Genomic DNA, 15,877 nt, shown 5'->3' on the forward strand with positions numbered 1-15,877 from the left:
AAAGTCCGTAATTTTTTATTAAGCGCTATGTTATTTTTGCGTTATGCTATAATAAAGTTCATGTATTATTAATGAATTTTTTTTAAATAGTTAACTGTTTTATACTAAGTATGAATTATCATTTTTGATTAAAAATACTGGTAAAATACTGCGTTGAATATTTTGATCTTTATTTCTCTCGATGATATAAAAGATACACTCGTTAAATAAAATGTTATAAGTTTCATGGAAAACATTAATAAAATTGCAGAGCTTTTTTGGAATAACAAAATTAAGGGGAAAGAGCCGGTATTTCCGTTAAATAAAGAAATTAGCTCCTTTAAATACACAATTGAATTGGAAGACTTGGGATATTTGCAAAAGATATCCAATAATAATCGTCTTTCACAATTTTCAATAATTACTGCGATATATTCCATATTGCTGTACAAATATTTTTATAATTATACAGGCATTATTACCTCTTACAACTCTTTGATAGGAAATAAAGATTCCAATCCTTTCTTTTTGGAAGACGATACCAATTCATCAAACAAATCTTTTAAGGAGCACTTACAAACGATATCAGAAGAAATCCAAAACAAATTGGCTTATGCAGCCTATGATTCAGCCTATTTGGATTTAGCCTGTTATTCCCATTTTGGAATCAGTTTAAACGATGGGTCAATAGGGGCGAGTAAATGCAAAGGCGTTTTATTAAATTTTAATGTAACCGATGAGGTATTAGAATTAGTAATTTACTATAATGAAGATTTTGTCGACAAATCATTACTACAGCATTTAGGTTCCGGTTTTAGGAAAATTTTAGTCCATCTTCAGGAATTTATTAACGGTGACACAAATGAGTTTGATTTATTAGGCTCAGAAGAGAAACATCAGTTATTATTTGATTTTAACAATACTAAAGTAGATTACCCGCATGATAAAACCATCATTGAATTATTTGAGGATCAGGTAGAAAAGGCACCCAATAATGTAGCAGTTGTTTTTGAGGGGAGGGAGCTTACTTACAAAGAGCTTAATGAAATAACCAATCAGTTAGGTGCTTATCTAAGAGAAAAATACAGTATAGAACCTGATGATTTAATAGGTATAAAGTTAGAAAGAAGCGAACGTATGATCGTCTCCATACTGGGGATTTTAAAATCTGGCGCGGCTTATGTTCCTATTGATCCTAATTATCCTCAGGATAGAATTGATTATATAGAAAGTGATACGCAAAGTAAAATTATTATTGATGAAACCCAATACGGAATTTTCTATAATCAGAGGGAAAAATACACGAATCTCAATTTAGCTAAAATCAATTCTCCCAGGGATCTGGCCTATCTGATCTATACTTCTGGAACAACAGGAAATCCTAAAGGAGTAATGATCGAACATACTTCTTTAGTAAACAGATTAACCTGGATGCAAAAAGCATATCCATTAAGCTGCGGTGAAACCCTTATCCAAAAAACGACCTATTCATTTGATGTTTCGGTTTGGGAATTAGTTTGGTGGGCTATCTACGGAGCAAAACTTTCTGTTGCTAAATCGGGAGCAGAAAAAGATCCGGCTCAATTAATACAAAACATAGATGAAAATCAGGTAACGGTAATACATTTTGTTCCTGCCATGTTATCAGTTTTTTTAGAATACGTTAAGGAGCATCCAAATGAAAAAGAACGCATAAAAAGCTTAAAACAAGTATTTGTAAGTGGTGAAGCACTAACATTGCATCAAAGGGATTTGTTTTATAATGAGTTATCAGGTATTTCTTTGATGAATCTTTATGGTCCCACAGAAGCCAGTATCGATGTAAGTTATTATGATTGTGCAGAGCAGCATAACATTAGTTCTGTTCCAATTGGTAAGCCTATTGATAATATCAGTTTATATATTCTTGACGAAAAATTATCTTTAAAACCCATTGGTTCAGTTGGCAAACTATACATTGCCGGGGTTGGAGTTGCCAGGGGCTATTTGAATAAAACAGCGCTTACAGAGGAAAAGTTTGTCAATAACCCTTTTATTGAGGGCACAAAAATGTATGACACAGGAGATTTAGCCAAATGGCTTGCTGATGGAAACATTGAATACATTGGCAGAAAAGATCATCAGGTAAAAATTCGTGGCTTTAGAATAGAATTGGGCGAAATAGAAACGCATTTATTTCAATATTCAAAAGCAATAAAAAATGTAATTGTTGAGATTAAAGAAGTAAATCAGGAGAAAGTAATTGTTGCTTATTATGTTTCTGAATCGAAAATCGATAAAATAGAAATCCGTCATTATCTACAGGAAAAACTTCCTGAATACATGATTCCGAATTTCTATATCGCGTTAGACAGTATTCCTGTCACTTCTAATGGTAAGGTTGATAGAAAGGCGCTGCCTTCTGTTACCGCAGATGATATTATCAGGGGTGAATATGTAGCGCCAAAAAACGAAACTCAGGATAAATTAGCTGCCATCTGGCAAGACGTTTTAGGAATTGAAAAAGTAGGTATTACAGATAACTTTTTTAATCTGGGCGGAAACAGTTTAATCATCGGGCAAGTTATCAATAGAATACATAAAGAACTTCATCAGGGTATAACTTTTAAAGCGTTTTTTTCTAGTCCGACAATTGAAGAAATTAGTCTAAAATTACAGGCACAAGATTTTGCCTTCATTCCTAAAACTCCGGAGAAAGCATCATATCCTGTAACCAAATCTCAACACAGATTATGGATATTGAGCCAACTAGAAGGAGGTTCTTTGGCTTATAACATGCCTGCAGTAGTAAAATTAAAAGGAAACATTGATACAATTAAATTTGAAGAATCCTTTGCATTTTTAATCCAGCGTCATGAAATATTGAGAACCTATTTTAAAACGAATAAAGAAGGAGAAGTTCATCAGTTTATAGTACCGGCAGAAGAAATTAATTTTAAGATAACAGAAAAAGATTTTACATCTGAAAAAGACCAAAGTGCAGTACTTGCCTATTTACAGGAAAACAACGCAATTGCTTTTGATTTAGAGCAAGCTGCATTGATAAGAGCAAGTCTGGTTAAATTGAAAGAAGATGAATTTGTATTTTTCCTGTCGATGCATCATATCATTGGCGATGGATGGTCAATAGAGTTATTGGTATCAGAAATTGTAAAAATCTATAATGCGCTAACACAAGGAATAGAAGCTAAGCTGGCTGAATTAAGCATTCAATATAAAGATTATTCAGTATGGCTTAATGAAGTACTGCAACAGGAAAAAAGCCAGGAATCTAAAGCGTTTTGGTTACAGCAGTTTGCCGGGGAATTACCGGTATTAGATCTGCCAAGTTTTAAAACACGCCCATTGGTTCGTACCTATAATGGAAACAGCCATACACATATCTTTCCAAAAGAATTTCTAAATAAACTGAAAACCTTTTCAAAAGAGCATGATGCAACGTTGTTTATGACCTTAATGGCCGGAATCAATGCTTTATTGCACCGATATACGGGGCAAAATGATATCATAATTGGAACTCCGGTGGCCGGAAGAGAGCATCCGGATTTGGAAAACCAAATGGGATTATTTTTAAATACTCTAGCGATACGAACCCAATTCGAGGGAAAAAACAGTTTCCTTGATTTATTAAATAAAGAAAAAAATATCCTGCTGGAAGCTTACGAACATCAAAATTATCCATTTGATGCGTTGTTGGCCGAATTGAATTTAAAGAGAGACACAAGCCGTTCTGCTCTATTTGATGTTTTAGTGGTATTACAAAACCAAAGACAGGTAAAAAGCCTTGTTAATGAAGAACAATTAACAGGTTTACAAATAGAGGATTACGAATTTGAAAGCACGAATTCTAAGTTTGATATCACTTTTACTTTTTCTGAGTCAGATGTTTTAACCTTGTTAATAAATTATGATTCAGATATTTATGATCAATCTTTAATTAAAAGAATGTTTTCTCATTTTGAAAACATTCTGATAAAATCATTAGAGCAACCTGAAAACCCTATAGAAGAAATTGATTTTCTAACAGCGGAGGAGCGACAAGAACTTTTAGTTGGATTTAATGATATATCGGTAGATTATCCTATGGATAAGACCATTATAGATTTATTTGAAGAGCAGGCTAATAATGTTCCTGATACTATTGCCGTTGTTTTTGATGATGAAGAACTCACCTATAAAGAGCTTAATGAAAAAGCAAATCAACTGGCGGATTATCTTTTAAGCAATGGACTTAAAAAAGGAGATTTTGTTTTGCTTTGTTACAATTCGCATATGAGTATGTCAATTGTGGCTTTACTGGGAATCATGAAATCCGGAGGCGTATACGTACCGCTGGATGCTGATGTACCAGAGGAAAGAGCTGCCTATATCATAAAAGATACCAAAGCCAACTTTGTTATAACAAATGATACTGATTCAGGAATTTTTGTAAATCAAAATATTCAAATCATCACATTAAACAATAAAAATGACAATCAGTTTTTAAAAGAAAAAGGATTAAATATTAATAATACAACACCGGATAATTTAGCGTATTTAATCTATACTTCAGGAACCACAGGTGCTCCAAAAGGAGTAATGGTGAATCAACAGAATTTAACAGATTATTTTTATGGACTGAATTCCAGAATTCAAATCGATCAGGCTAAAACATTTTTACTAATGTCTTCCTTATCAACAGATTTAGGAAATACCACTTTGTACAGTTCCTTAATTTATGGTAAAACATTGCATTTATTGTCTAAGGATTCTTTAAGAAATATAGAATATGTACATCAATATTTCGATCAAAACGACATTGATTGCATTAAAATAGTGCCTACTTTCTGGAAAGCATTAGTGAATGATAATAAGCCCTTGCTGCCTAAGAAAATGATTGTTTTTGGAGGAGAAGAATTGTCAAAAGGGATCATTGAAAAGATAAAAGAAGTAAATAATGAATTAAAGATTGTTAATCATTATGGTCCTACAGAAACAACTATAGGAAAGCTTATTTACCCTGTGGATGATAAACCATTACAGGACAGAACGCCTCTGGGACGTACTTTTTCGAACGCATCTGCTTATGTTCTGACAGAAGATTTAGTTCCGCTTCCGATAGGGATTATTGGAAATCTCTATATTTCGGGGGCAGGAGTTTCTAATGGTTATTTAAACAATCCGGATCTTACGAAGGTTAAATTTATCGATAATCCTTTTGTGATTGGTGAAAGAATGTATAATACCGGAGATTTAGTTAAATGGTTACCCGAAGGAAATATTGAATTCATAGGAAGAAAAGACGGACAAGTAAAAATACAAGGAAACAGGATTGAACTTGGGGATATCGAAGTAACGATAGCCAGGAATCAATATATAAAAGAAAGCTGTGTAAAAGTCGATAAAAATTCAAATTCAGAAAATATACTAATAGCCTATTTGGTAACTAAAGAAGGATATGATGAGGATGAATTTAAAGAATATCTGACTCAAAAAATGCCTGTTTATATGATTCCTGCCGTACTAGTGATAATGGAATCATTGCCAATGACTTCTAATGGTAAAATTGATAAAACAAGATTGCCAAAAATAGAAAGCATAAAAGAAAATGCCGAAATTATCCTTCCGGAAAATGAAGTACAGCAAACGCTTGTTATTATTTTAATGGAACTCTTCAAAAAAGATGCTATCTGCATTACCGATAACTTTTTTGAATTGGGCGGGAATAGTTTATTGGCCATTCAATATATAAATTCAATAAATAAAAAACTTATTCTGGATTTAAAGCTAAAAGATATTTTTAGCAAACCAACTGTCAGAAGTCTGAGTAAATTTATTAACGGGCTGGATTTGAAACATAATTCGAACCTTGTAATAGAAAAATCCCAAAAAACGGCATCATTATTATCCAGCAATCAAAGGAGATTATGGATTTTAAGTCAGGATGAAACAGAATCCAACGCTTACAATATTTCGACAGCATTGCTGATTGAAGGTATTTTTAGTATCAAAGATTTTATAAATTCATACGATGAGCTTATTAAAAGACACGATAGTTTTAGAACAAGATTTGAATTTGACGGAGAAAATCCTATTCAATTTATACAAGAAGAGGCAGCGCCAATAATTGAAATTGAAGATTTTGATTATTTACCTGAAAATGAAGAATTAGTAAAGATTTTAAATAAAGAAAACCTGATAAGTTTTGATTTAAGTGCTGCTCCTTTATCAAAATTAAAGATCCTTAAATTACCCAATGACACTTATTTTGTCATTATCGTCATGCATCATATTATAAGTGATGGATGGTCTTTGAATATTTTAATAAACGAATGGGTCGAAATATACAATGCACTCGTAACGAACAGCAAAAACACTTTGCCGGAAGTTGATTATACTTATCTGGACTTTGTTTCATGGCAAGACGCTATAAAAGAAAATGACGAACATAATAAAAATGTTCAATATTGGAAAAACAGGCTGGAAGGCGGAATAGAGAAATTAAACCTGATTAAAAACCAGCATCCTATTAAAAACGATAGTAAAAGCGAAGGTGATGTTACTGACTTTTATATTGAAGATGAAGTTTTTGCCCTGCTGAAAAAAATCTCAATTGAGCAAAATGTTTCCCTGTTTTCAATTTTACTGACAAGTTTCAGTGTTTTACTGCATCATATTTCAGATCAAAAAAATATAGTGCTGGGAACCTCTATTACCGGAAGAAACAGAAAAGAATTTGAATCTATTATAGGCTTTTTTGTGAATACATTACCGATAAAAACAACAATCAATCCAGACGAAACATTCATTGACCTGCTCATCAGAGCCAATGCTGACATCATGCAGGATATTGATCATCAAAATCTTTCTTTGGAAGAGTTGGTAAAACTGAATTTGAGAGGGAAAAATGATTCGAATGCATTATTCCAGGGCAGATTTGTGTTTAATGAAGAATTATATGATTTAAATAATGTTGCCGAGAAAATTCAGGTAAATAAACTTGAAATTTTTACACCAAAAGAGTTTACTGCAAAATTCGATTTTAGTCTTGTTATGAGAATTAGAAAAAACAGGCTTTTAGGATCTCTGGACTATAAAAAAGAATTGTTTGATGCCCAATACATGGATTTGATTACAGAAAGTTACAAACATATTCTAACCCGAATAAGCCAAAATCAAACAGAAAAAATACATTCATTAAATTCTTTTGAAGGAATGTATACAGCGTATATGGAGACTAAAACCCAACAAAAAAATAAACAAGTATTTGATAGCTTCCTTAATTACATGAATAAATAAAACATACTGAAAAAGGATTGTCAACGTCGAAATATTTTATTGGCAATGGCCGATTTAAGACAATGGCAAATTGACCATACGATAATTTTGATAGTGTTTATTATTTCAAAATTGTAATAAAAAAGTTTAAAGAAAAAAGTAATTAAATTGAAATACTAAATGATTAAAATTAATCTAAATAAAATTTTGCTGTTGATATTCTATTCGTTAGTAAATACCTTATTAACGCTTGGAATTATATATATACTAAATATCGCAATAACAGATGAAAATTTTAAATCTAAGAATTATCTTGTAATTACATTCTTTTCTTTTATTGTTTATTCTTATCTGTTAAACCTGTTTTTTCAGAAAAAAATAATTGATTACACATACAATTTTGTGTACGATAATGAATTATTCCTGGCTAAAAAGCTTCAAAATTCCTCCTTAAAGCAATTAGAGACTTTAGGAACTGAAAGAATATATGGAATTATAGAAGAAATGAGAGTTTTTATATTTCTACCGGGGATTATGACAAATACGCTCAATTCTTTATTAATGATTTTGTTATGTATTGGTTATTTATTTATACTATCCTATAAAAGTACATTAGTGATCGTTGTATTGATTGCTATGATAGCCTATGTGTACTTTCTTGTTGGAAAAAAATTATCAAAAAAGTTGAGTATTTTAAGAAGTCAGAATGATTTTTTTAATAAATACATTCATGATATTATTCAGGGATTCAAGGAATTAAAGATAAGTGAAACAAGAAAAAATAACTTATACAATAATGTATCTGTCAATAGAACAGACGCTAAAGATTTAGACAAGTTTTTAGCCAATAATTTTAACGCTATCAATATATTAAGCCAATACGGACTCTATGTAGTTTTTGGTGTTATTCTTTTTTTACTTCCCGCATTTGGCATAATTCAGGCAAAAGAAATGGTCTCTTTTGTAACCGTATTGTTATTTATGTCAGGGCCTTTAAATAAGTTAATTACAATGCAAAACATGTACACAAGGACAAGTATTGCTATAAAAAGAGTAAAATCGTTTTTTAAAGAAATTAACGCAAACGAAATTGAAGAGAAAAAGGAACAATCGCAAGTAATTGATTTTGAAAATTTACAATTTAAAGACTGTAAATTCGAGCATAATCCTTCTTTCGGATTAGGTCCGATAAATCTTTCTATAAATAAAGGTGAAACCATTTTTATAATTGGAGGAAATGGAAGCGGTAAAAGTACTTTTATAAATCTGCTAACCGGTTTATATAGCCCTTCATCAGGTGAAATTTTATTAAATAATACTCCGGTTCAATCCAATACTCCTAATTATCAAAATTTACTATCTGTAATATTTACTGATAACTATATTTTCTCTCAAAATTATGATAATTATTCTCTTAAAAATAATAGCGAATATATCTCTTTATTAAAACTAATGGAGCTGGATAAGGTTCTTCCTGACGATGAAGAATCATCTGCAAGAAGAAAATTTTCTAAAGGTCAGAGTAAAAGAATGTCTATGATATTTGCGATGCTTGAAAAAAGCCCGATACTAATTTTAGACGAATGGGCAGCAGATCAGGACCCTTATTTCAGAAAGTATTTTTACGAGAAATTAATACCAATGTTCAAACAACAAGGCAAAACAATTATTGCAGTTACTCATGATGACGCTTATTTTCAACACGCAGACCGGATTTTAAAATTCGAATACGGAAAAATAATAAAAGATATAAGCATAGAAAAAAATGAATTTAGTCAAGCTATTTTATGGAACAATTAATCAATAATTTCTCTCTCACACTCCCACAGCAAGATATTTATTTTGAGCAAATCCTCTACCCAAACGATCCTATATACAATATTGGTGCAAAAATCGAAATTAGAGGAAGTATCAATGTAGATGCTTTTAAGGATGCTTATATTCATTTAATAAACCAACATGATGCGTACCGAATTATTATAGATTCCAATAATGACATCCCTTATTTTTATATACTTGATAACCATAATTCTGAATTAGAATATATTGATTATTCTAACGAATCTGATGCTGAGAGAATTTCTCTGGAATTTATGCGTAAAAATTTCCAGACGCCATTTTATTTGAATAAAAAAGAGCTGCTGCATAAATTTATTTTAATTAAAGTACAAGACGATTTATATTATTTATTCTCTAAATACCACCATATTATTACAGATGGCTGGGGTACATCTTTAATGTTTCAGCGTTTGGTTCAAAATTATAATGAGATAGTGGAACACGGAAAAATACTATCTGATTATCCATTTAATTATATTGATTTTGCTCATGATGATACTAATTATCAAGGTTCTGATGCTTTTTTGGAAGACAAAAAATTTTGGACCAAAGAATTTTCAAATTTACCGGACGCACTAATTCCTTTGATTTCTGAAAAAAAGAATGAAAGCAAAAGAAAAGAAATATACATCAAGAGAGAAATATACAATCAAATCAACGAACTGGCTGGTAAGCATAATGCTTCTACTTTTCATATCATTTTAGGAGTATTGTATGTCTACTTCGGCAGATATTACAGAACGGATGATTTATCTATAGGTATCCCGGTATTAAACAGAGGAAAATCAAGTTTCAAAAAAACTGTTGGACTATTTATGGGTATTGCGCCTTTACGTCTGGCATTAGATTGTGACAATTCTTTTCAGGAATTAATTTTACAAATTAAAAATAAACTACGTCAGGAATACAGACATCAAAGGTTTCCTTTGGGTAAACTCATTCAGTCATTAAATATTTTTGAAGAGACAGAGCGACTGTTTAACATTACATTATCTTACGAAAAACAAAACTATTCCAGTCATTTTAACGGGACAAAAACAACCGTTATTCCTTTAAGCCATGAATCTGAAAGAGTTGCATTGGCCGTTTATATCAGAGAATTTGATGAGCAGGAAGATGTAAAAATTGATTTTGATTATAATGTAAGTTATTTAAGCGAATCTAATATTGATGAATTTGCCATTCATTTTGAAAATATACTGCATCAGGTATTAATTGATCCATCTCAAAAAATTAAAGATATAAAATATCTTTCTGTACAGGAAAGAGAAAAAATTATAAAAGAATTTAATAACACAACTGTTTCATATCCTTCTGAAACCTTCGTGGATATTTTCCTGAGAAATGTAAAATTATTTCCCGATAAAATAGCCGTTAGTGATGGTGACGAAGAATTAAGTTATTCGCAACTGGATTTTGAATCCAATAAAATAGCGACTTATATTCTTCAAAATATCGATTCGCAGGAAAAAAAGCCAATAGCAGTTTTATTAAACAGATCGGCTAATTTAGTATGTGTATTATTGGGAGTTATTAAATCTGGGAGACCCTATATTCCTCTGGATCCTAATTTCCCTAAGGAACGATTGGAATATATTATAGAAAACAGCAAATGTGAAAGTATCATTATAAGCGAAGATCTTTCTGTTAGTTTTGATTTTAAAAATACTAAAGAATTCATATTAGAAAATATACAAGATTTTCGAGCTGAAAATTATATCACGGCATTGCCAACTTTTGACGATACGGCCTATATAATTTACACATCCGGTTCAACCGGAAATCCTAAAGGGGTTGAAATTGGGCACAAATCCTTAATCAATTTTTTATGGAGTATGCAAAAAGAGCCAGGTATCACTGCTGATGATATTTTTTATGCAGTTACTACGTATTCATTTGATATTTCAATTCTTGAGTTATTCCTGCCTATAATTTCAGGTTCGGCTTTGCGTGTTGTTAAGAGCGATGTGCTTTCTGATTTAACAAAAGTTATTTCAGATTTAGAGCATACAAAACCAACCATTATACAGGCAACTCCAAGTTTTTTTCAAATGTTGTTTCATGCCGGATGGAAAGGAAATAAATCCTTAAAAATACTTTGTGGAGGAGATTTACTGAGTGAATCATTAGCCGGCAAACTTATTAATACTTGTAAAGAAGTTTGGAATATGTATGGTCCAACGGAAACTACAATCTGGTCAAGTACTAAAAAATTAGTACAGCCCCGTGATGCCAAAAACATTGGTAAACCAATAGATAACACCTCTTTTTATATTTTAGATCAATGGCTTAATCCGGTTTCGATTGGTGCAATTGGAGATATTTATATTGGTGGTCACGGTCAGGCCAAAGGATATTACCTTAATACTGAATTAACAAATGAAAGATTTCCTTATATAACTGCTTATAATGAAAGACTATATAACACCGGAGATTTAGGTAAATGGAATGATAAAGGCGAAATCGAATTTTTAGGAAGAAATGATTTCCAGGTTAAAATAAGAGGCTATCGTATCGAGTTGGGTGAGATTGAAGAAAAATTGGTTAAAATACCTACTATTGACCAGGCCATCGTAATTACTAAAAAAATAAATGACGAGGCTTTTCTGGTTGCTTTTGTAAAAACAAATGATCTGTTTCAGGAAGATTTGGTTACCGAAATTCTGCAAAAAGAATTACCGGAGTATATGGTGCCTAAAATCATTGTAAGATTAGAAAACTTTCCATTAACCCCTAACAATAAAATCGATAGAAAAGCGCTGGCAAACCAAAATATAACCTATAATCTGCAAGAGGTGGCTTTGCCGCAAACCCAAACAGAAGAAAAGCTGCTTGAAATATGGTTGAAAAATCTGCCTGTAAATCAGATAAGTATTACAGATAACTTTTTTAAATTAGGCGGACATTCCTTAAATGCAGTTCGAATCATATATGAGATAAATGAGTTATTTGCCTGTAACTTGTCTCAAAAAGATATTTTTATTAATCCGACTATTAAATCTATAGGTGCATTAATCGAAAATACATCTAAGAGAAGTATATCCAATCCAATTTCAAATGCTCCGGAGAAAGAGTTTTATGATCTTACCCATGTTCAAAAAAACATATGGATAGCATCTCAGCGAACTGAAGCATCGATAGCATATAATATGAATGCTATTTATGAAATTCAGGGGAGTCTTAATATTTCTATACTAAATCAGGCGCTATCGCAGGTTATCAATAAACAGGAGAGTTTAAGAACTAACTTTTTTGCATTAGAAGGAATTCCCAAACAAAAAATTAAATCTTCTGGTGAAGTAAATTTTCAATTAAAAACTATTGAAGTAAAAAGTGAACAATTTGATGCAATAGCCGCTTCAATTTTATATAAAGAATTTGAATTAGAAAAAGATTTATTACTAAGATTATACCATGTTGTGGTAGATGAATGTAAACACTATTTGTTATTTTCAACACACCACATTATTATGGATGGATGGTCTGTTGAAATATTTATAAAAGAATTAATGGTTATTTATAATCAATTGTTTGAAGGAATTGAATATAAAATCAACCCATTACCATTTCAGTTCAAAGATTATTCAGAATGGATAAATAACCAGCCTCTAGATGAAAATGCTAATGCATATTGGGTTAAAGAATTGAAAGGTTATCAAGCCAAAGATTCATTTTTAAAAGACCTAAAGCATGATAAGGTTTCATTTAATGGCAATCAGGTACATTTTTTAATTAATGCCAATGAAAAAGCAGAGCTGGTTAAATTAGCAGACACTTTTAATTTAACCTTATACTCCATATTAATTTCATTAACAGGTTCTTTTATACATAAGTATTCAAAGCATAAAGATATTTGTATTGGCACTGTAAATTCTGGTCGAAATTCCACAGAATTATTCCCATGCATAGGAATGTTTGTAAATACAGTTCCATTACGATTTATGATAGAGGAAGAAGATACTTTTAAAGAAGTGTCATATACTATTAATCAAAAAATTATTGATTCATTTCAGTATTCAAATTTCCCTTTTGCAACATTACAAACTAAAAATTCACAATTATTCGATGTAATGATTGCATATCAAAATCCGGATTTTTCATTAACTAATATTTCTGGATTTAATGCATTGGAAACGAAGCCATTTCAATATAAACATAAAGTCAGCAGATTTCCTTTAACGTTTAATTTTTATCATGATGATGATCAATTATGTTGTGCCTTAGAGTACAATTCAGATTATTATTCACTTAATAATATTACTATAATTATTGAAAAATTTAAAAAAATTATAAAAGAAATCATAAAAAGTCCTGACGATAAATTGGCAGATTATGACATTTTATTGCAAACAGAAAAAGAAATCAAGCAAAACATCGAAATCAATTTTAACTTTTAAATCAGAATATCAAACATATGAAACGTATACTATCGATTATTTTTTTATTTATTATTTCCACAAATTGTATCGCGCAATATAATATATCGGGTAGTATAAAAGATAGTAAGGAAAGCGGTGTGTCATTGGCAAAAATTGAAATTATTGCAGTAAATGATACCGTAAAAATTCGCCCTGTTCAATCGGGAATTGATGGCACATTTAATATAAAAAACATAAAAAACGGCAATTATATTTTAATCGTTTCTGCTTTGTCTTTTCAGGAATATAAAACAGATATCGTTATAGAAAACAAAGATCTGGATATTAGTCCCATTATATTGGTAACGGATAATGTTTTAAAGGAAGTTGTGATATCAACAAAAAAACAGCAAATGGTTCAAAAAACCGATCGTTTGGTTGTTAACGTTGAAGGAACTCCAATAGGGATTTCCGGGAGTGCTTTAGAAGTATTGCAAAGAATGCCCGGAGTGGATATTGGCTCAAACGGAAGTGCAATAACGCTAAATGGTAAAACAGAAGTTGGTATAATGATCAATGACAAGTTGGTTAGAGTTCCTATTGCATCTCTTTTGCAAATGTTAAGCAGCACCAATGCAAAAGACATTGAAAAAATTGAATTAATATCAAATCCACCATCTAAATATGATGCAGAATTTACCGGTGGATTAATCAATATCAAACAGATTAAAAAAAATATTGAAGGAACAAATGGCGGTATTCTTTTAGGATTGGGTTATGGAAAAAAAGATAAGGAAAAAGCAGGAATTAACTGGAATACCAGAAAAAAGGACATTAATTTTTTTGGAGATTTAAATTTTGACAGAAATAACAATCCCCGACAATTTACGAATTCTTCTACCATACAATCAGATAACAATACCTTTTATAATAAAACGGTTAGCGACAGATATCCGGTAATAAACGGCTATTCCGGAAGGTTAGGACTGGACTATTATATAAATGATAAAACCACACTTGGATTGCTTGTTAATGGTAATACAAGTAGATTTAAACAAGAAGTATTTGGCAATACTGCACAGAGTGAATCAGCTGGTACTAATTCGTCAATAGTTTTATTTAATGATGAAGACAGCCAAAGAGATTTATTTAGTACCAATATTAATTTCAATACAAAAATTGATGATTCACAATCCTTAAACTTTGATATTGATTATTTGAACTATTATAACGGAGCTCCCACTAATTACCAAAATACTTATTTTGATGCTGCCGGAGCTGCATATAAAAATGAAACTTTTTCGGCAACAAAAAAGACTCCCGTGAATGTTTGGGTTGGAAAAGTAGATTATTCAAAAGAAATAAACAAAAATGTAAAATTTGATTTAGGATCAAAATATACCAATTCAAATCTCGATAATAACGTACTTGTAGAAGATCTGATAAATGGTGCATATATAAAGAATGAAGAATTTAGCGAAAAGTCGGATTTAGTTGAAAATATAGCAGCGGTCTATTCTTCTATGGATTGGAAAGCAAATGGCAAGACAGATATTAAACTTGGTTTGCGTTACGAATATTCAACTCAGGATTTAAACTTATTAAGCAAAGGAAATGTTCTTGATTCTAAATTAAGCGAACTTTTTCCATCCTTGTTTCTATCCAGAAAATTAAATAAGGACAATACTTTGCAATTTTCTTATGGAAGAAGAATTGCAAGACCTACTTATTTTGATTTGGCTCCCTTTGTTTTATTCCTGGATCCAAACACATATTATTTTGGTAATATTGTGCTTAAACCATCTATCAGTAACGCATTTTCAACGAATTATCAATATAAAAAATATTTAGTATCGCTGGAATACACAATTGAAAAAAACGCGATAGCCAGATCACAAACCATATTTCCGGATAACACAACCCAACAAGTATTAACTTCCTTAAATATAGATTATCTAAAGGTTTTAAATTTTTCTCTGTCTTTACCATTTAAGATTGCAGATTGGTGGGATATGCAAAATAACCTTCAATTATCCTATTTAGATCAAAAAATGGATGATAAAAAAGAGGATGATACATTTTATGTTTTAAGAACTTCCCAAAACTTCACATTACCAAAAGACTTTTCTATTCAGGTATTTGCTTCCTATAATTCAAAAAGGATATCAGGAGTAAGCCATATAGATGATTATCAGAGAGTAAATTTAAGTATAGATAAAAAAATTCCAAAATGGGATAGTAGAGTCCAATTGAGTTTTAGCGACATTTTCGGACGTGATTATAGTTTTGAGTCTACAGAAAATTTGAACAGCTCTTATGTTCTTTATAGTTATGAACCGCGTGTTATAAGGTTAACTTTTACCTATAATTTCGGAAATAATCAATTAAAAAAACAAAGAAAAAGAGAAACCGGTTCAGATGAAATTAAAGAACGAATAGACTAA

Annotated in this window: 4 protein-coding genes; all 4 read left to right on the forward strand. The window is 30.9% G+C overall.

The window, feature by feature from the left end; all coding sequences use genetic code 11:
* Nucleotides 1-225: 225 nt before the first annotated feature.
* The 4 genes from AC4FQ3_RS17785 to AC4FQ3_RS17800 all read left to right on the forward strand — a co-directional run bounded on the left by AC4FQ3_RS17785 (nucleotide 226) and on the right by AC4FQ3_RS17800 (nucleotide 15,877).
* Nucleotides 226-7,257, forward strand: a complete 7,032-nt coding sequence (locus tag AC4FQ3_RS17785; protein ID WP_491182725.1) for an amino acid adenylation domain-containing protein — start codon at nucleotides 226-228, stop codon at nucleotides 7,255-7,257.
* Nucleotides 7,258-7,416: 159 nt separating this feature from the next.
* Entirely contained in the window at nucleotides 7,417-9,036 is a 1,620-nt protein-coding gene (locus AC4FQ3_RS17790) for a cyclic peptide export ABC transporter (protein ID WP_491182726.1), read from the forward strand.
* Complete coding sequence (locus tag AC4FQ3_RS17795; protein WP_491182727.1) at nucleotides 9,024-13,472, forward strand: amino acid adenylation domain-containing protein; 4,449 nt, start codon at nucleotides 9,024-9,026, stop codon at nucleotides 13,470-13,472. Before AC4FQ3_RS17790 ends, AC4FQ3_RS17795 begins: the two co-directional genes overlap by 13 nt.
* A 17-nt stretch (nucleotides 13,473-13,489) precedes the next feature.
* Nucleotides 13,490-15,877, forward strand: a complete 2,388-nt coding sequence (locus AC4FQ3_RS17800) for a TonB-dependent receptor domain-containing protein (protein WP_491182728.1) — start codon at nucleotides 13,490-13,492, stop codon at nucleotides 15,875-15,877.

It is taken from the genome of Flavobacterium sp. AK-345 (genome assembly GCF_058310175.1).

Coding starts and splice junctions, on each gene's coding strand:
- AC4FQ3_RS17790 (WP_491182726.1), top strand. CDS start 7,417: ATGATTAAAATTAATCTAAATAAAATTTTGCTGTTGATATTCTATTCG.
- AC4FQ3_RS17795 (WP_491182727.1), top strand. CDS start 9,024: ATGGAACAATTAATCAATAATTTCTCTCTCACACTCCCACAGCAAGAT.
- AC4FQ3_RS17800 (WP_491182728.1), top strand. CDS start 13,490: ATGAAACGTATACTATCGATTATTTTTTTATTTATTATTTCCACAAAT.
- AC4FQ3_RS17785 (WP_491182725.1), top strand. CDS start 226: ATGGAAAACATTAATAAAATTGCAGAGCTTTTTTGGAATAACAAAATT.